Annotated in this window: 14 protein-coding genes; 8 read left to right on the forward strand and 6 right to left on the reverse strand. The window is 71.9% G+C overall.

Annotated features, from left to right (window positions below):
* Nucleotides 1-4: 4 nt before the first annotated feature.
* The 3 genes from B1A86_RS00860 to B1A86_RS00870 all read right to left on the reverse strand — a co-directional run bounded on the left by B1A86_RS00860 (nucleotide 5) and on the right by B1A86_RS00870 (nucleotide 2,337).
* A complete protein-coding gene (locus tag B1A86_RS00860; protein ID WP_145930907.1) occupies nucleotides 5-1,252 on the reverse strand; it encodes an IS256 family transposase in 1,248 nt (415 codons plus the stop codon).
* 117 nt (nucleotides 1,253-1,369) lie between these two features.
* The gene (locus tag B1A86_RS00865; RefSeq protein ID WP_078025420.1) at nucleotides 1,370-1,690 is read right to left on the reverse strand and encodes a hypothetical protein; all 321 of its coding nucleotides are present in this window, start codon (nucleotides 1,688-1,690) and stop codon (nucleotides 1,370-1,372) included.
* Nucleotides 1,687-2,337 (reverse strand): GNAT family N-acetyltransferase, encoded by a 651-nt coding sequence (locus tag B1A86_RS00870; RefSeq protein ID WP_065572607.1) that lies wholly within the window; start codon nucleotides 2,335-2,337, stop codon nucleotides 1,687-1,689. The genes B1A86_RS00865 and B1A86_RS00870 overlap by 4 nt, the downstream gene beginning before the upstream one ends.
* A 429-nt stretch (nucleotides 2,338-2,766) precedes the next feature.
* Here B1A86_RS00870 and bioB point away from each other — a divergent pair, with 429 nt between their 5' ends.
* Nucleotides 2,767-3,990: a biotin synthase BioB gene (bioB, locus tag B1A86_RS00875; RefSeq protein ID WP_078025419.1), complete on the forward strand. Its 1,224-nt coding sequence runs from the start codon at nucleotides 2,767-2,769 to the stop codon at nucleotides 3,988-3,990.
* Between the two features lie 66 nt (nucleotides 3,991-4,056).
* On the opposite strand, the gene B1A86_RS00880 is transcribed toward bioB, so the two are convergent.
* Nucleotides 4,057-4,608 carry a hypothetical protein gene (locus B1A86_RS00880; RefSeq protein ID WP_044658656.1) on the reverse strand — a complete coding sequence of 184 codons (552 nt, stop codon included), beginning with the start codon at nucleotides 4,606-4,608 and terminating at the stop codon, nucleotides 4,057-4,059.
* A gap of 136 nt (nucleotides 4,609-4,744) precedes the next feature.
* On the opposite strand from B1A86_RS00880, the gene B1A86_RS00885 reads away from it, so the two are divergent.
* Nucleotides 4,745-6,034 carry an adenylosuccinate synthase gene (locus B1A86_RS00885; RefSeq protein ID WP_078025424.1) on the forward strand — a complete coding sequence of 430 codons (1,290 nt, stop codon included), beginning with the start codon at nucleotides 4,745-4,747 and terminating at the stop codon, nucleotides 6,032-6,034.
* Nucleotides 6,035-6,162: 128 nt separating this feature from the next.
* On the opposite strand, the gene B1A86_RS00890 is transcribed toward B1A86_RS00885, so the two are convergent.
* Nucleotides 6,163-8,382, reverse strand: coding sequence for a catalase (locus B1A86_RS00890; RefSeq protein ID WP_078025418.1), 2,220 nt, complete (start codon nucleotides 8,380-8,382; stop codon nucleotides 6,163-6,165).
* A gap of 170 nt (nucleotides 8,383-8,552) precedes the next feature.
* Between B1A86_RS00890 and B1A86_RS00895 the strand changes: the two genes are divergently transcribed.
* Together B1A86_RS00895 and B1A86_RS00900 are read left to right on the forward strand one after the other, a co-directional pair.
* A complete protein-coding gene (locus B1A86_RS00895) occupies nucleotides 8,553-9,338 on the forward strand; it encodes a carbon-nitrogen hydrolase family protein (RefSeq protein WP_078025417.1) in 786 nt (261 codons plus the stop codon).
* A 136-nt stretch (nucleotides 9,339-9,474) separates the two neighbouring features.
* Nucleotides 9,475-10,014: a hypothetical protein gene (locus B1A86_RS00900; RefSeq protein WP_078025416.1), complete on the forward strand. Its 540-nt coding sequence runs from the start codon at nucleotides 9,475-9,477 to the stop codon at nucleotides 10,012-10,014.
* 113 nt (nucleotides 10,015-10,127) lie between these two features.
* Here the strand turns inward: B1A86_RS00900 and B1A86_RS00905 are convergent, their stop codons facing one another.
* The gene (locus B1A86_RS00905) at nucleotides 10,128-10,841 is read right to left on the reverse strand and encodes an IclR family transcriptional regulator (protein WP_078025415.1); all 714 of its coding nucleotides are present in this window, start codon (nucleotides 10,839-10,841) and stop codon (nucleotides 10,128-10,130) included.
* Between the two features lie 150 nt (nucleotides 10,842-10,991).
* On the opposite strand from B1A86_RS00905, the gene hutU reads away from it, so the two are divergent.
* The 4 genes from hutU (at nucleotide 10,992) to hutH (ending at nucleotide 17,079) form a co-directional block, all read left to right on the forward strand.
* Nucleotides 10,992-12,689, forward strand: coding sequence for a urocanate hydratase (gene hutU, locus B1A86_RS00910; protein WP_078025414.1), 1,698 nt, complete (start codon nucleotides 10,992-10,994; stop codon nucleotides 12,687-12,689).
* A 117-nt stretch (nucleotides 12,690-12,806) separates the two neighbouring features.
* A complete protein-coding gene (locus tag B1A86_RS00915) occupies nucleotides 12,807-14,183 on the forward strand; it encodes a YjiH family protein (RefSeq protein WP_078025413.1) in 1,377 nt (458 codons plus the stop codon).
* A 47-nt stretch (nucleotides 14,184-14,230) separates the two neighbouring features.
* The gene (gene hutI, locus B1A86_RS00920) at nucleotides 14,231-15,436 is read left to right on the forward strand and encodes an imidazolonepropionase (RefSeq protein WP_036384398.1); all 1,206 of its coding nucleotides are present in this window, start codon (nucleotides 14,231-14,233) and stop codon (nucleotides 15,434-15,436) included.
* Nucleotides 15,437-15,465: 29 nt separating this feature from the next.
* Nucleotides 15,466-17,079, forward strand: a complete 1,614-nt coding sequence (gene hutH / locus B1A86_RS00925; protein WP_041104432.1) for a histidine ammonia-lyase — start codon at nucleotides 15,466-15,468, stop codon at nucleotides 17,077-17,079.
* Nucleotides 17,080-17,321 lie beyond the last annotated feature (242 nt).

The following is a 17,321-nucleotide window of genomic DNA, read 5'->3' on the forward strand; positions in this document are numbered from 1 at the left end:
CCTGTCAGGTCTGCAGGGTCGGCATCACCTCCGTGCTCATCACGGTCTCTTGCTCCGTGGTCAGGGGCTCACGGCACCGGGCGAGCAGTTCCAGGCCGAGATACCGGCGGCCTTCGGCCCACTCATCGGTCTGCTCGGCCAACACAGCCCCGACCAGACGCACCACGGCATCCCGGTTCGGGAAGATCCCCACCGAGTCCGTGCGGCGCCGGATCTCCCGGTTCAGCCGCTCGGCAGGGTTGTTCGACCAGATCTGGGACCACACGTCCCTCGGGAACGAGGTGAACGCGAGGATGTCCTCTCGTGCTGCATCGAGGTGCCCAGCCACCGCGGGCAACCTGTCCTGCACGTAGTCCAACAGGCGCTCGAACTGGGCCTGCACGGCCGGCCCGTCGGGCTGGTCGTACACGCTGTGCAGCATGGCCTTCACCGCCGGCCACATGCTCTTCGGGGTCACGGCCATCAGATTCGCCGCGTAATGGGTGCGGCAGCGTTGCCACACGGCCCCGGGCAGGTTCGCCGCCACGGCTTCCACGAGGCCGCGATGGGAGTCCGAGGTCACCAGTGCCACCCCGGCCAGCCCCCGGGCCACCAGGTCCGCGAAGAACTCGTTCCACCCCGCCCCGGACTCCGTGGTGGCCACCCTCAGCCCGAGGACCTCGCGGCGCCCGTCCGCGTTGACCCCGGTGGCGACCATGGCCACCGCGTTGACCACACGCCCGCCCTCACGCACCTTCATGGTCAGGGCGTCGGCGGCGAGGAACACGAACGGGCCGGCCTCGCCCAGCGGCCGGTGACGGAAAGCCTCGATGTGCTCGTCCAACTCCTGTGCCATCCGGCTGACCTGGGACTTCGAGAGCGAGTCGATGCCCAGCTGCCGTACGAGCTTGTCCATGCGCCGGGTCGAGACCCCGGCCAGGTAGCAGTCCGCGACCACGGTGATCAGTGCGGACTCGGCCCGTTTGCGGCGCTCGAGCAGCCATTCGGGGAAGTACGTGCCGGCCCGGAGTTTGGGGATGGCCACATCGATCGTGCCGGCGCGGGTGTCCAGGGGTCGGTGGCGGTAGCCGTTGCGCTGCGCTGTCCGGTGTTCGGAGGGCTTGCCGTACTCGGCCCCGCAGACCGCGTCAGCGTCGGCGGAGAGCAGTGCGTTGATCACGGTCTGCAGCAGGTGGCGCAGCAGGTCTGGGGAGGCCTCCCCGAGAGCTTCGCGCAGCAGGCGTTCAGGGTCGACAATGTGTGGAGCGGTCATCGTGGTGATGTCCTTTCGAGAGTGCTGTGGAAGGTTCGCTCGAAGGCTCCCACGGTGACCGCGTCCGTCTCGAAGATGGTCGTGGCCACCGGGGAGGGTTACACCACTATCCGGGACTCAACTCCATGCGCGTTCGTAGGCGGTCCGGTAGGTATCAAACCAGGCCAACGCGCTGGTGCGGTCCAGTCGGGTGCGGCCGTAGTGGGCCAGGAACGCGCGGACGCGGCGCACCCGCTGTTCCTCGAACGTGGTCTGCCCGTCCAGGTACTCCTGGAAATGGATCCGCTCCAGCTCACCCCACAGCAACAGAGCGGAAGAGTGGTCCGCATCAGTCAGACCCGCCTCCTGCATTGCCTGGCCGAGCGCGATGCGGGCGGCGCGACCATGATCCAGGAGGGTCCCGTCCAGGTCGAGCAACAGGGCTGCTGGTGGGGTCATCCCAGCCCGAGGAACCGTCGCAGCTCCTCGGCTCCCGTGATCCGTACCGGCTCGTCCCCGCGGACGAATCCCTCGGGCCGCAGCTCGAAGAACACCTCGCCGGTCGGCACGCCGCGACGCTCAGCCTGGCCGCGGCCGGTCTCCAGGTAGCCGACCTTCTCGCTGACCCGCCGGGAGGCGGCGTTGTCTTCCCAGGCGGAGGAGGTGACGGCGTCGAGGCCCAGGCCGTCGAACGCGAGCGCGCACATCATGCGCCGCATCCGAGTGCCCAGCCCCTGGCCTTGGAACGGTAGGCCCAGCCAGGAGCCGGTCTCCAGGCGGCGGGTGCCAGCGACGTCGGGACCGTTCATGCCCTGCATGCCGATCACCTGGCCGTTCCGCCGCACCACAAGCTCGAGGCTCACGTCGCCGTCCACAGTGCGGGTGAGGGTGGAGGCGTAGAACCGTAGGTAGTTCGCGGGCATCTCCTCGGCCGGGGCGTCCGTCCACGGGAACAGGAACGGCGTCCAGGAGGGGTCGTGGATTCCGCCCGCCACGACGTCGAGCACCTCCGGCACGTCGGCCTCGCGCAGCGCGGTCATCCGCAGGTCACCGGCCTCGACGACGAGTCCGTAGGGCGGCCAGATCTCCTCGAGAGTGCGCGTCATGGGTGAAACCTACCGAAGTGATGCCTGACCGAGGGCACCTCCGTGGTGCGTGCACTCGTCAAGAGGTGGAGTGCTCCAAGCCGTATGAAACATATTCGCGCGTTTGTGAAATCTTCGCTGCATCTCGACATCGATCGAGGTTCAAATGTCAATACCTAAGTGACTGGTGGTCGCATGAAACATATCTGCGCGTTTGTGAAATCTTCGCTGCATCTCGACAGCGGTGCTCGCTGCCGCCGCCCACGGCATCCTCGCGGCGACGACGACGCTCGAGGAGCAGCCTCGGCCCGAGCCGGTCCCTCTGGACCGGCACGGGCGCTGACGTCGGGGTCATGGCCCCCCGCTCCTGAACACTGTTCAATGAACACTGTTAGAGTCCCTCGAGTCAGACCCACCCGGGGCCGAGCCCCGCCCACCGGAGAGGCCCGCATGACCGCCACCCAGGACGCCCCCGCCGTCGACCCCCGCCCCGCCGCCGCCCTCGACCCCGAGGCCCTCGTGGACCGCATCGAGGCGGGCCACCGCCTCACCGCTGACGAGGCCGTCGCTGTGCTGGACGCCCCGGACGCGGACACGTTCCGCATCGTCGCGGCGGCCTCGCGCCTGCGCGAGAAGCACTTCGGCCGCACGGTCAAGGTCAACTACCTGGTCAGCCTCAAGACCGGCCTCTGCCCGGAGAACTGCACCTACTGCTCCCAGCGTCTCGGCACCGAGGCCGAGATCCTGCGCTACACGTGGCTCAAGCCGGAGGAGGCCGTCCGCCAGGCGGGCCTGGGCATCGCCGGCGGCGCCTCGCGCGTATGCATGGTCGCCTCCGGCACCGGCCCCACGGACCGCGACGTCGACCGCGTGGCCGGCATGGTCGGCGACCTCAAGGCCCAGCACCCGGACGTCGAGGTGTGCGCGTGCCTCGGCTTCCTCAAGGACGGCCAGGCCGAGAAGCTCAAGGACGCCGGCGTCGACGCCTACAACCACAACCTCAACACGGCCGAGTCCCACTACGAGTCCATCTGCACCTCCCACACCTACGAGCAGCGCGTGGACACCGTGCAGCGCGCCGGCGCCGCCGGCCTGTCCTCCTGCAGCGGCCTGATCGCGGGCATGGGGGAGACGCACGAGCAGCTCGTCGAGGCCGTCCTCGCGCTCCGCGACCTGGACTCCGACTCCATCCCCGTCAACTTCCTCATGCCCTTCGACGGCACCCCGCTGCAGGGCCACCAGCAGCTCACCCCGCTCGAGTGCCTCCGGATCCTCGCCATGGTCCGCCTGGCCTGCCCGGACAAGGAGCTGCGCATCGCCGGCGGCCGCGAGATGCACCTGCGCTCCCTGCAGCCGGTCGGCCTGCAGGTGGCCAACTCGATCTTCCTCGGCGACTACCTCACCTCCGAGGGCCAGGACGCCGAGGCGGACCTGCAGATGATCGCCGACGCCGGCTTCACCGTGCTCGGCGCCGAGGAGCGTGCGCGGCGGGCCACGGCCGACGACGGCGCCCCGGCCGGCGGCTGCTGCGCCGGCACGGACGACGCCGGCCCGTGCGGCTCCGGTGCGGCCGTCGCCGCGGAGGACGTCCGCCCCGACACGGGCGCCGAGGGCGCCGTGAAGCCCGAGCTGCGCCGCCGGGGCGCGGGCACGGCCGAGCCCGCCAACGCCTGAGCGCGCCGTGACCGTGACGGTCAGCGCGTCATGTCGGCGCGCTGACCGCCGTCGTCGGGAGCGTGCTCAGCGAACGGCGCGGATCCGCCGCACCACGCACACCACGATCACCGCGAGACCGGTGAGCGCACTGACGGCCACGAGGGCGAGGCCGCCCACGATGCCGACGTCCATCGCGGTGCTCTTGCCGAGCAGGTCCATGAGCACCGGGGTCGTGGCGCCGGAGTCCGGGTGGTCGCCGCCGTCGGGGAAGATGATCGCGGCCAGCGCGAAGGACCCCCAGGAGACGCCCAGCAGCGTGTGCAGCAGGCGCCCCAGCCGGATGCCGCCCCGCTGCTCATCCTGCGGGTTCACGCGGGGCAGGAGGAACAGGCTTCCCACCAGGACCATGAGGACGAGTTCGTGGGGCAGGGCGCCGAAGACCATGTAGATGACCGTCATCCAGCCGTTCGCGCCGAAGTTGGAGCGCAGGGCGAGCGCGATCAAGGGCAGGGCGAGGAGGGCCAGCGCCCACGGCAGCACGGCCCAGGGACGCCACGTGCCCACGCTCGGACCCTTGCGGGTGGGGGTCGGGGAGGGGAAGTCCGAGTGCTGGGTGTGGGGCGCTGCGGTGCTCATGGCGTCAGCGTAGCCAGAGGGTGGCATCCGTCACGCTGGTAGGATTCGGGGGTACGGCCTCCGTGCGCACCGCAAGGGGGCGTTTTCCATGTACGGGCCGGTCCGGGACGACCCGCCGCCCTGAGGAGAGATGCAGATGCCAGCGATCGCGATCGTCGGAGCCCAGTGGGGCGACGAGGGCAAGGGCAAGGCCACCGACCTGCTGGGCGGGCGAGTGGACTACGTCGTCAAGCCGAACGGCGGCAACAACGCCGGGCACACCGTCGTCGTCAACGGGGAGAAGTTCGAGCTCAAGCTGCTGCCCGCCGGCATCCTCTCGCCCAACGCGGTGCCGGTGATCGGCAACGGCGTGGTGGTGAACCTGGAGGCGCTGTTCGAGGAGATCGACGGGCTCGAGTCCCGCGGCCACTCGTGCGAGCACCTGAAGATCTCCGCCAACGCCCACCTCGTGGCGCCGTACCACCAGACCATGGACAAGGTGACCGAGCGGTTCCTGGGCAAGCGTGCGATCGGCACCACCGGCCGCGGCATCGGCCCCACCTACATGGACAAGGTGGCCCGCCTGGGCATCCGCGTGCAGGACATCTTCGACGAGTCGATCCTGCGCCAGAAGATCGAGGGCGCCCTGCGGCAGAAGAACGAGCTGCTGGTGAAGCTCTACAACCGCCGCGCCGTCACCGTGGACGAGATCGCCGAGTACTTCCTGGGCTACGCGGACCGCCTGCGCCCCATGGTCGTGGACTCCGTGAACCTGCTCAACGACGCCCTGGACGAGGGCAAGGTGGTGCTCATGGAGGGCGGCCAGGCCACCTACCTGGACGTGGACCACGGCACCTACCCGTTCGTGACCTCGTCCAACCCGACCGCCGGCGGCGCGGCCGTGGGCGCGGGCATCGGCCCCACCCGCTTCTCCCGCACCATCGGCATCGTGAAGGCCTACACCACGCGCGTCGGCGCCGGCCCGTTCCCCACGGAGCTCTTCGACGAGATGGGCGAGCAGCTGCGCACCACCGGCGGCGAGTTCGGCGTGAACACCGGCCGCCCGCGGCGCACCGGCTGGTACGACGCCGTCATGGCCCACTACGCCGCGCGGATCAACGGCTTCACGGACTACTTCCTCACCAAGCTGGACGTGCTCACCGGCATCGAGAAGATCCCGGTGTGCGTGGCCTACGAGGTGGACGGCGTGCGCCACGACCGCATGCCCATGACCCAGACCGAGTTCCATCACGCGAAGCCGGTGTACGAGCACTTCGACGGGTGGACCGAGGACATCTCCGGCGCCCGCGCGTTCACGGATCTGCCGCTGAACGCCCAGCGCTACGTGGAGGCCCTCGAGAAGCTCTCCGGCTGCAGGATCTCCGCGATCGGCGTGGGCCCGGGCCGCGACCAGGTGGTCCAGGTCCGGGACCTCATCCAGGACTGACCCGGCCCGCCGCCCCGCCCCGGGCCCACCCCGGCCCGCGTTTTCGAACGTGAAAGAGGGCGAATGGGCGCTTTCGAACGTGAGATAGGCCCTATCTCACGTTCGAAAGCGCCCGGGGGCCCGCCGGGTCAGTCGGCCAGGCGGCCCGTCGTCGGGAAACGGTCCCACACGCGGTGCGCGGGCAGCAGCTCCGTCAGCCGGCTGACGGCGGAGGCGCCGTCCGCCGCGGACTCGACGCCCTTGCCGGACACCTGGGCGGCCGCGAGGACGGCCTCCGCCGGCTCGAGGGCGAGGATCGCCTTGGAGTGGCGCCACATCTCCTGCAGCACCTTGATGACGCGCGGGTCCACCGCCTCGGGGTCGGCGGCGCCGGCCTTCTGGTCCAGGCCGGGGGCGGCGTCGGCGGCGGGGGCCGCCGGCGAGGCCACGACCACGGCATCCAGCTCGATGGACGCGGCGGTCAGGTAGGTCCGCTGGGCCACGATCTCCCCGGCCACGGGGCCGCCCTTCGGCGCGATGACCAGCGGGACCATGCCCGCACCGTGGATGCCCTGCACGAGGGCGTCCAGCTCCTTCTCGTCCACGGACTCGCCCACCACGACGCCGACCTGACGGCCGTCGAGCGGCCACGCGCCGCCGATCTGGGACAGCACGGGGGAGGGCTGCACGTCGGCCGGGGTCTCGGTCGGCGCGGGAACGGGGATGCCCAGGCCGTCCGCGACCTGCTGGGCCAGTCGCGTGTCGATCGCGGCGAGGTGGGCCAGCTGGCGCTCGCGGATGGTCTGCTCGTAGCACTTGCCGAGCTCGAACGTGTACGCCTGCGCCACGTGCTCGCGCTCCACCTCGGAGAGGGAGAGGAAGAACAGGCGCGCCTGCGAGAAGTGGTCGTCGAAGGACGCGGCGTGCGCGCGCTCCTTCACCGAGGCCGGCAGCGGCTCCGGGTGCTCGATGAACGCGTGGTCGTCCGCGGGGGTTTCGTACGGCAGGCCGCCGTCGAGCGAGTTGGGCCGGTACGGCGCCACGCCGCGATGCACGGCGCTCTGGTGGAAGCCGTCACGCAGCATGTCGTTGACCGGGGCGTGCGGGCGGTTGATGGGCAGCTGGTTCCAGTTCGGCCCGCCGAGGCGGGTGAGCTGCGTGTCCAGGTAGGAGAAGAGGCGGCCCTGCAGGAGTGGGTCGTTGGTGACGTCGATGCCGGGCACGAGGTTGGCCGGGTTGAAGGCCACCTGCTCCGTCTCCGCGAAGTAGTTGGACGGGTTGGCGTTCAGCGTCATGCGGCCGAGGGGCTGCACGGGGGCGAGCTCCTCCGGGACCAGCTTCGTGGGGTCGAGCAGGTCGATGCCCTCGAACATCTGCTCCTCGTTGTCCTCGAACACCTGCACGCCGAGCTCCCACTCGGGGAAGGCGCCGGCCTCGATGGCGTCGGCGAGGTCACGCCGGTGGAAGTCCGGGTCCATGCCGTTGGTGAGCAGCGCCTCCTCCCAGGTCACGGAGTGCACGCCGAGCATCGGCTTCCAGTGGAACTTGACCAGCACGGTGGAGCCGTCCGCCGCGATCAGGCGGTAGGTGTGGACGCCGAAGCCCTCCATCATGCGGTAGGAGCGCGGGATGCCGCGGTCGGACATGTTCCACAGGGTGTGGTGCTGGGCCTCGGTGTGCAGGGACACGAAGTCCCAGAACGTGTCGTGCGCGGACTGCGCCTGCGGGATCTCGCGGTCCGGGTGCGGCTTCACCGAGTGCACCACGTCCGGGAACTTGATGGCGTCCTGCACGAAGAACACGGGGATGTTGTTGCCCACCAGGTCCCACGTGCCCTCGTCCGTGTAGAACTTGGTGGCGAAGCCGCGGGTGTCGCGGGCCAGGTCCATGGAGCCGCGGGAGCCGGCCACGGTGGAGAAGCGGACGAACACCTCCGTCTCCTTGTCCTTGGCGAAGAGCCCGGCCCGGCTGATCTTCGCGGCGGTGCCGTAGCCGCGGAACACGCCGTGGGCGCCGGCGCCGCGGGCGTGGACCACGCGCTCGGGGATGCGCTCGTGGTCGAAGTGGCTGAGCTTCTCCCGCAGGTGGTGGTCCTGCAGCAGGGTGGGGCCGCGGCGGCCGGCCTTGAGCGAGTGGTCCGAGTCCTGCAGGCGGACGCCGTGCGCGGTGGTCAGGTACGGGCAGCCCTGCGCGGCGGTCGCGGGGTCGGCGCCGGTGTCCTGGCCGGTGGGGGAGACCTGTGCCGGACCGCGCTGGTCCGGGGCCGGGACGGCCACGGGCTGGTCCGGGTGGGTGAGGGCGGTGTGCTCCTCGAGGTCGGGGGTGATCGGCCCCGGCGTGCCGGGGATGTCGGGCTGCTGGGTGGTCATCGCGTCTGCTCCTGTGGTGTCGACGTGCCGCGCGGTGCCGCGCGGATCGGGGGCGGAGGACGACGGCGGCCGATGCGGGCCGACGTCGTGCCCGGTCCCCAGCGTGGCGGCTGGCCCCAGCGCTGACCAGGGCTGACGGCCACCGGCAGGGGCCTGGCTACCCTGGGGGCATGAGGATCAGCGTCGGACAGTTCGGGCCCGTGGGCGACGTCGAGGAGAACCTGGCCGTGATGGCCCGCCTCGCCGCCCGCGCCGCGGGCGAGGGGGCGGACCTCCTGGTGCTGCCCGAGGAGGCCATGCTCGGGGCCCGCGAGGTGGGGGAGGAGTTCCCCGACGCCGTCGCCGCGGCCTGGGAGCCGTTCGCCGCGGGCCTGGCCGCGCTGGCGCGGGAGCACGGGATCGCCGTCGTCGCGGGCGGCTACGAGCCGGGACCGGACCGGCGTCCCTACAACACGCTGCTGGCGGTGGGCGCGGACGGCGCCCGGCTGGGCGCGTACCGCAAACTCCACCTCTACGACGCGTTCGCGCACCGCGAGTCGGACCGGATCACCCCCGGCGACGGCGGCGTCGCCGCGATCGAGCTCGGCGGGCTCCGCCTGGGCCTGCTCACCTGCTACGACCTGCGCTTCCCCGAGCTGTCCCGGCGTCTCGCGGTGGAGGGCGCGGACGTGCTCGTGATCCCCGCGGCGTGGTTCTCCGGCGAGCACAAGGTGGAGCACTGGCGCACCCTGCTCAAGGCCCGCGCGGTGGAGAACACCGTGTGGGTGGCCGCGGCGGACACGTGCTCGGACGGCACCGTGGGCCACTCGATGATCGTGGACCCGCTGGCGCTGCCCGTCGCCGAGCTCGCCGACGAGCGGGAGGCCGTGGCGACCGCGGAGGTCACCCGCGAGAGGATCGACGAGGTCCGGGAGTTCCTCCCCTCGCTCGCCAACCGCCGCACCGACGTCCTCTGAGCCGTCCCCGCCCGGCGGACGGGTCACCATTACCCCCTCGGGCTGGGAAAAGCCTAAAATCACGTCAGACGTGCAACCAGACGGGCGCCCCGGCGCTCGGAACGCGCCCCGCCCGGGGCGGGACGGGAGATCAGAGATGACCATCAACGCCGACGGCAGCCACGCCGTCCAGCCCCACACCGCGAACGCCCACACCACCCCGGCCCGCCCCGTGCGCCACGCCGTGGTGGAGGAGGAGGTGCTCGAGCCGCTGCGCCCGGTGGACGGCTGGGGCTTCACCAACCGCGTCATCCTCGTCTCGGTGCTCGTCGTGATCATCGGCAACGTCGTGCGCGTGCTCACCGGCGGCCTGGGTGATCCCAACGGCTCCGTGGCGCTGGGCGAGACCGGCCACGGCTGGGTCGTGCTGGTGCAGTCGTTCATGTTCGGCCTGGTGGGCGGCGCCCTGGCGGGCGCGGCCGGCTACCTGGTCGTGCTGCTGATGGGCGGGGCCGCCCGCTCCGTCGTGCGCTACGTGGTCGGTGGCGTGGTCGGTGGCTTCCTCGGTGCCGTGGGCCTGTTCGCGGTGTTCTCCAACACCGTCGTCTACGGGTCGGGCGTGCACCTGTTCTGGATGCTGCCGGTGGCCGGCCTGCTCGGCGGCCTCTGGGCGGGTCTCGTCTCCTCCCGCCGCTGATCCCGGACCCGGCGCCTCGGGCGCCGGGCACAGAGAAAGGCCCCGGTTCCGGCTCTCGCCGGGCCCGGGGCCTTCTCCGTCATCACTCGCACCTTCGATGAGGTGGCTTCAGCCTACGAACGCGCCTTGGGCTTTCCAGGGGAGTCGGCTGGGCGTTCCCTGGGAGTGTCGGCCGCCCCGAGCAGGTGCGCCAGCTCGTGGGTGGCGGCGACGAGGGCCGCCCCGCACCGGTCCGCCAGCTCGTCCGTGCAGCGGTAGGCCGGCACGAGCGTGCTGAGCGCCCCGACCACCGTGCCCGCCACGCTGATGGGGGCGGACAGCGAGGTGACGTCCTTCTCGACGGAACGGGTGCGCAGCGTGTAGTCCCCCGCGGCCACGCTGCCGCGCAGGGCGTCGCCCACGGCCGTGCCCGCCAGGGGGACGGTGCGTCCGACCCAGTTCGTGTGGCGGACCGAATGCGTGCCCTCCACGATCGCCAGGTAGACGGCGGAGTCCGGAGGGGTCGCCACCGAGAGGTAGACGGATTCGCCCGTGGCGGCCACGACGTGGTCCATCGGCCCGCGGGCCAGCTGCACGAGCGAGTCCCGGGAGAAGGCCCGCGCCCCGAGCTGGATGAGGCGCACGCCGGGGCGGTAGGCGCCGTCGTCGTCGCGGGCCACGAAGCCGGATCCCTCGAGGCTGCGCAGCAGGCGCAGCGCCGTGGACGCCGGCAGCTCCGTGGCGCGGGCGGCCTCGGTCAGGCTCAGTCGGGGCTGCTCGGTGACGGCGGCGAGCAGGTCCAGGGCCCGGTCCACGGTGCGCGTCGAGGCGGTGGGGGTGGTGGTCATGACAGGGAGCGTAACGGGTGCGGGACACGCAGATCGGGCTTGCGCGTGAGCCGAGTCACTGTTTCAATGTTCGGAAAGTGCATGCCGAGCTGTGAAATCACCGGGGCCACCCGTCCCGGCGGCGCACGCACCCCGTCGAGAGGAACTGCCATGGCCGTGGGCTTCACCCAGCACGACCCGTCCCGCACCATCCGCGCCCCACGCGGCACCGAGCTCTCCGCCAAGTCCTGGCAGACCGAGGCCCCGCTGCGGATGCTCATGAACAACCTCGACCCCGAGGTCGCCGAGCGTCCCGAGGACCTCGTCGTCTACGGCGGCACCGGCCGCGCGGCCCGCTCCTGGGAGGCCTACGACGCCATCGTCGCCACCCTCAAGGACCTCGAGGAGGACGAGACCCTCCTGGTGCAGTCGGGCAAGCCGGTGGGCGTGTTCCGCACCAACAAGTGGGCCCCGCGCGTGCTGATCGCCAACTCCAACCTCGTGGGCGACTGGGCCACGTGGCCGGAGTTCCGCGAGCTCGAGGCCGAGGGCCTGATGATGTACGGCCAGATGACCGCCGGCTCGTGGATCTACATCGCCACCCAGGGCATCCTGCAGGGCACCTACGAGACCTTCGCCGCGATCGGCCGCAAGCGCTACGACGGCTCCCTCCAGGGCACCCTGACCCTCACCGGCGGCTGCGGCGGCATGGGCGGCGCCCAGCCGCTGGCCGTCACCCTCAACGGCGGCGTCTGCCTGATCGTGGACGTCTCGGAGGACCGCCTGCGCCGCCGCATGGGCAAGCGCTACCTGGACGAGGTGGAGACGGACATCGACAAGGCCGTCGAGCGCGTCATGCAGGCCAAGAACGACGGCGAGGCCGTCTCCGTGGGCCTCGTGGGCAACGCCGCCGAGGTGTTCCCCGAGCTGCTCGAGCGCCAGAAGGCCGGCACCGTCGAGATCGACATCGTCACCGACCAGACCTCCGCGCACGACCCGCTGTCCTACCTGCCGATCGAGATCGACGAGAAGGACTGGCACGCCGAGGCCGAGGCCGACCCGGACACCTTCACCAAGAAGGCCCAGGAGTCCATGGCCCGCCAGGTCGAGGCCATGGTCGGCTTCCAGGACATCGGCGCCGAGGTGTTCGACTACGGCAACTCCATCCGCGACGAGGCCCGCAAGGCCGGCTACTCCCGCGCGTTCGAGTTCCCGGGCTTCGTCCCGGCCTACATCCGCCCGCTGTTCTGCGAGGGCCTCGGCCCCTTCCGCTGGGCCGCGCTCTCGGGCGACCCGGAGGACATCCGCGTGACCGACGAGGCCCTGAAGGAGCTGTTCCCCGAGAACGAGCACCTGCACCGCTGGCTCGACGGCGCCGCCGAGTTCGTGGAGTTCGAGGGCCTGCCGGCCCGCATCTGCTGGCTGGGCTACGGCGAGCGCCACAAGGCCGGCCTGCTCTTCAACCAGCTCGTGGCCGAGGGCAAGGTCAAGGCGCCGATCGTGATCGGCCGCGACCACCTCGACTCGGGCTCCGTGGCCTCCCCGTACCGCGAGACCGAGTCCATGCTGGACGGCTCCGACGCGATCGCCGACTGGCCGCTGCTGAACGCGCTGACCGCCACCTCCTCGGGTGCCACCTGGGTGTCGATCCACCACGGCGGCGGCGTCGGCATCGGCCGGTCCATCCACGCCGGCCAGGTGGGCGTGGCCGACGGCACCGAGCTGGCCGCGGCCAAGCTCGAGGCGCTGCTCACCAACGACCCGGGCATGGGCGTCATCCGCCACGTCGACGCCGGCTACTCCCGCGCCGCCGAGGTGGCGAAGGAGCGCGGCGTCCGTGTGCCCATGGAGGCCACGATCCGGGACTGACCCCGGTCACGTCGTCGGACGACGACGGTGCCGCCGCGCCGTCGCCGTCCGACGACTTCACCGCCGCGAGCCGGACGGGCGGACGCCCGTCCGGCTCGCGATCGAAAGGACACCACGATGGACTCGTCCCGCCCCGCAGACCACGAGCTGCACACCGACACCACCGCGATGGCCGCGATCGAGGCCGACGCGCCCCGCCCGCCGGCGCGCTGGCGCATGATCGTCTACTCGGCGATCGGCATCGTCATGTTCTTCGTGCCCATCACGATCAACGGGGCGAGCTCCATCCCGCTGGACCACCTGGTGACCTGGGTGCGCGGGCTGCTCGGCCCGGCCGACCGCTGGGTGGGCCTGGCCATCATCGCCGCAGGCGCCGTGTACCCGTTCGCCTCGGGTCGCTGGCGGACCAGCACCACGCGGGCGGTGTTCGCGTTCCTCGCCGTGCTCGGCCTGGTCGCCTCGGCGATGGTCGTGTTCGGCGTGGGCCCGAGCTGGATCCTGGACGAGAGCATCGGTCCGTTCCTGATGGACAAGCTCGTGGTGCCCGTGGGCCTGATCGTGCCCATCGGCGGCGTCTTCCTGGCCCTCGTGATCGGCTACGGCCTCATGGAGTTCGTGGGCGTCTACCTGCGCCCGGCCATGCGGCCGATCTGGCGCGTGCCCGGCCGCGCCGCCGTCGACGCCGTGGCCTCCTTCGTGGGCTCCTACGCCCTGGGCCTGCTGCTGACGAACCGCATGTACACCGGGGGCCGCTACACGGCCCGTGAGGCGGCGATCATCGCCGTCGGGTTCTCCACGGTGTCCGCGACCTTCATGGTGATCGTGGCCAAGACGCTGGGCCTGATGGACATCTGGCTCTGGTACTTCTTCGGCACCCTCGCGGTGACGTTCGCGGTCACCGCCATCACGGTGCGCATCCCGCCGCTGAGCCGCATCCCGGACGAGTGCTACCCGGGCGTCACCCACTCGCCCGAGCAGGCCGTCACCCGGGACCGCTTCCGCGTGGCCCGTCGCGCCGCCGAGCAGACCCTCGCCGAGGCCCCGTCCCTGCCGAAGAACATCTGGGTCAACTTCCGGGATGGACTCGTGATGGTGCTCCAGATCCTGCCGTCCATCATGTCCGTGGGCCTGATCGCCCTGGTCCTGGCCACGTACACGCCCGTGTTCGAGTGGATCGGCGTGATCTTCTACCCGCTGTTCTGGGCGCTCGGCTACTCCGACCCCGGCCTGCTGGCCTCGGCCTCCGCCACCTCGATCGCCGAGATGTTCATCCCGGCCACGATGGCGGCCGGTCACGAGGACCTCGGCGCCCGGTTCGTGATCGGCGTCGTCTGCGTCTCCGCGATCATCTTCTTCTCCGCGGTGGTTCCTGCCATCCTGGCCACGGACATCCCCGTGAAGATGTGGCACCTCCTGGTGATCTGGGTCGAGCGCGTGGCGCTCACCATCGTGCTGGCCACGCCGCTGGCCCACCTGGTGGCCGCGCTCACCTGAGGCCCGCCCCACCGGCCCACCCCCGTCCGTCCCGCAGAGAGGCCCCCATGCGCTCCACGCTCATCACCGACATCGCCGAGCTGACCACCGTCGACCCCGAAGGGCGGGTGCTCACGGACGCGGCCGTCGTCGTCGAGGACGAGCGCATCGCCTGGATCGGCCCCGCCGCGGACGCCCCGGAGGCGGACGACCGGGTGTCCGTCGAGGGCCGCGCCGTGCTGCCGGGCTGGGTGGACTCCCACACGCATCTCGTGTTCGACGGGGACCGCTCCGCCGAGTTCGAGGCCCGCATGGCCGGCGAGTCCTACGCGGCCGGCGGCATCGGCGTGACCACCTCCGCCACCCGCGCCGCCTCGGACGCTCGCCTGGCCGAGCTGGTCCGCGGCCGGGTGGCCGACGCGGTGGCCGGCGGCACCACCTACCTCGAGACCAAGACCGGCTACGGGCTCACCGTGGAGGAGGAGGCGCGCCACGCGCGCCTGCTGGCCGGGCTGCGCGAGGAGGGCCTCGTGGACGAGGTGACCTTCCTCGGCGCCCACCTCGTGCCCCCGGGCCGGGATGCGGAGGACTACCTGGACGACGTCGTCGGGCCGATGCTCGCGGCCGTGCGGGAGCACGTGGGCTGGGTGGACGTGTTCTGCGACACCGGCGCCTTCGACGCCGAGCAGACCCGCCGCGTGCTCGCCGCGGGTGTGGCGGCGGGCCTGGGCGTGCGCCTGCACGGCAACCAGATCGAGCAGGGCCCGGGGGTGGGCGTGGCCGTGGAGTTCGGCGCCGCCTCCGTGGACCACGTCAACCACCTCTCCGACGCGGACGTCGAGGCCCTGGCCGGCACCTGGGCCGACTGGGACCGCGCCTCCGCCACCGGGACGCCCGGCACCGTGGCCGGCTGCCTGCCCGCGTGCGACCTGTCCACCCGCGCCCCGCTGGCGCCCGCGCGCCGCCTGCTCGACGCCGGCATCGAGGTCTCCCTGGCCTCGAACTGCAACCCGGGCACCAGCTACACCACGTCCATGAACTTCAACGTGGGCACCGCCGTGCTGCAGATGCACCTGACCCTCGCCGAGGCCGTGCGCGCCGCCACCCTCGGCGGGGCCCTCGGCCTGCGCGCGCAGGACCGCGTCGGCAGCCTCGAGGTCGGCAAGCGCGCCGACCTGCACGTGCTCGACGCCCCCGCCGCCATCCACCTGGCCTACCGCCCCGGCATGCCGCTGACCCACGCGGTCTGGCGCGCGGGCCGCCGGGCCGTCTGATCGACCGACAGCAAGGAGAACGCATCACCATGACCACCCCTCCCGTCACCGTCACGCTCGGCACGTCCGGGGCCACCCTGGACGACGTCGTCGCCGTGGCCCGCCACGACGCCCGCGTGGTGCTCGCCGACGACGTGCTCGAGACCGTCGGCGCGGTGCGCCGCCACGTCGAGGCGCTGGCCGAGGCCGAGACCCCCACCTACGGCGTGTCCACCGGCTTCGGCGCGCTCGCGGACAAGCACATCCCGCTCGAGTCCCGCGCGCAGCTGCAGAAGTCCCTGATCCGCTCCCACGCCGCCGGCATGGGCCCCGTGGTGGAGCGCGAGGTCGTCCGCGCGCTGATGTTCCTGCGGGCCACCACGCTGGCCTCCGGCCGCACGGGCGTGCGCCCCGTGGTGGTCGAGACCTTCGTGGCCATGCTCAACGCGGGCATCACCCCCGCCGTGCGCGAGTTCGGCTCCCTGGGCTGCTCCGGTGACCTCGCACCGCTCTCCCACGTGGCCCTGGCGCTGATGGGCGAGGGCGACGTCGTCGGGACGGACGGCGCGCTGCGTCCGGCCGGCGAGGCGCTCGCCGAGGCCGGGATCGAGCCGGTCGAGCTGCGGGAGAAGGAGGGCCTGGCCCTCGTCAACGGCACCGAGGGCATGCTCGGCATGCTCATCATGGCGCTGGCCGACCTCGAGGAGCTCGCCGACACCGTGGACCTCACCGCCGCGATGTCCGTGGAGGCGCTGCTCGGCACCGACCGCGTGTTCGTGCCGGAGCTGCACCTGCCGCTGCGCCCCCACCCGGGCCAGGCGACCTCCGCCGACCGGATGCTGAAGATCCTGGCGGGCTCGCCGATCGTGGCCAGCCACAAGGAGGGCGACTCCCGCGTGCAGGACGCCTACTCGCTGCGCTGCGCCCCGCAGGTGGCCGGCGGCCTGCGCGACACCCTCGCGTACGTGCGCACCGTGGCCGAGCGCGAGCTCGCCGCCACCGTGGACAACCCGGTGGTGCTCGACGACGGCCGGGTGAGCTCGAACGGCAACTTCCACGGGGCGCCCGTGGCGTACGTGCTGGACTTCCTGGCCATCCCGGTGGCCGACGTCGCGAGCATGTCCGAGCGCCGCACCGACCGCATGCTGGACCCGGCCCGCTCGCACGGGCTGCCCGCGTTCCTCGTGGACGACCCGGGCGTGGACTCCGGCATGATGATCGCCCAGTACACGCAGGCCGGGCTCGTCTCGGACATGAAGCGCCTGGCCGTGCCCGCGTCCGTGGACTCCATCCCGTCCTCCGCGATGCAGGAGGACCACGTCTCCATGGGCTGGCATGCCGCCCGCAAGCTGCGCTCGGCCGTGGAGAACTTCCGCCGTGTGCTCGCCGTCGAGCTCGTGGCCGCCGCCCGCGCGATCGAGCTGCGCGCCCCGCTGCAGCCCTCCGCCGCGACCGGTGCCGCCGTCCGCGTGATCCGCGAGGCCGGCGTGCCCGGCCCCGGCCCGGACCAGTACATGGCCCCGCAGCTGGCCGCCGCCGAGCAGGCCCTGCGCGACGGGTCCGTGCTGGCCGCCGTGGCGGAGGCGCTCGCGGGCGTATCCGCCGATGCCGAGCCGCAGGACCTGGCCGAGGAGTCCGAGGGCGCCGAGGCCGAGGGGCACTGACGCCACAGAGTGGTCAGACGCCACAGAGTGGTCACGACATGCCGCGTGCGTCTGCACGGGACGGCGTGTCGTGACCACTCTGTGTGTGGAGGGGGCGGCCTGCGGGTCGGGCCCGGTCGCCTCGGCTCAGGTGAGGAGCACCGTCGTCGTCCTGTGCCGGCCGACGATCGTATGGATCAGGCGGGAGACAATCCGGGCAACGCCATGTGGTTGGTGTCGTGCGGTGAAGCCGGAACGGCGCG

Source organism: Micrococcus sp. KBS0714 (genome assembly GCF_002008305.4).
In the GTDB taxonomy this organism is placed as follows: Bacteria; Actinomycetota; Actinomycetes; order Actinomycetales; family Micrococcaceae; genus Micrococcus; species Micrococcus luteus.

Excerpts from the sequence above, each read along its gene's own strand:
- B1A86_RS00860 (WP_145930907.1), bottom strand. The coding sequence starts at position 1,252 with ATGACCGCTCCACACATTGTCGACCCTGAACGCCTGCTGCGCGAAGCT.
- B1A86_RS00865 (WP_078025420.1), bottom strand. The coding sequence starts at position 1,690 with ATGACCCCACCAGCAGCCCTGTTGCTCGACCTGGACGGGACCCTCCTG.
- B1A86_RS00870 (WP_065572607.1), bottom strand. The coding sequence starts at position 2,337 with ATGACGCGCACTCTCGAGGAGATCTGGCCGCCCTACGGACTCGTCGTC.
- bioB (WP_078025419.1), top strand. The coding sequence starts at position 2,767 with ATGACCGCCACCCAGGACGCCCCCGCCGTCGACCCCCGCCCCGCCGCC.
- B1A86_RS00880 (WP_044658656.1), bottom strand. The coding sequence starts at position 4,608 with ATGAGCACCGCAGCGCCCCACACCCAGCACTCGGACTTCCCCTCCCCG.
- B1A86_RS00885 (WP_078025424.1), top strand. The coding sequence starts at position 4,745 with ATGCCAGCGATCGCGATCGTCGGAGCCCAGTGGGGCGACGAGGGCAAG.
- B1A86_RS00890 (WP_078025418.1), bottom strand. The coding sequence starts at position 8,382 with ATGACCACCCAGCAGCCCGACATCCCCGGCACGCCGGGGCCGATCACC.
- B1A86_RS00895 (WP_078025417.1), top strand. The coding sequence starts at position 8,553 with ATGAGGATCAGCGTCGGACAGTTCGGGCCCGTGGGCGACGTCGAGGAG.
- B1A86_RS00900 (WP_078025416.1), top strand. The coding sequence starts at position 9,475 with ATGACCATCAACGCCGACGGCAGCCACGCCGTCCAGCCCCACACCGCG.
- B1A86_RS00905 (WP_078025415.1), bottom strand. The coding sequence starts at position 10,841 with ATGACCACCACCCCCACCGCCTCGACGCGCACCGTGGACCGGGCCCTG.
- hutU (WP_078025414.1), top strand. The coding sequence starts at position 10,992 with ATGGCCGTGGGCTTCACCCAGCACGACCCGTCCCGCACCATCCGCGCC.
- B1A86_RS00915 (WP_078025413.1), top strand. The coding sequence starts at position 12,807 with ATGGACTCGTCCCGCCCCGCAGACCACGAGCTGCACACCGACACCACC.
- hutI (WP_036384398.1), top strand. The coding sequence starts at position 14,231 with ATGCGCTCCACGCTCATCACCGACATCGCCGAGCTGACCACCGTCGAC.
- hutH (WP_041104432.1), top strand. The coding sequence starts at position 15,466 with ATGACCACCCCTCCCGTCACCGTCACGCTCGGCACGTCCGGGGCCACC.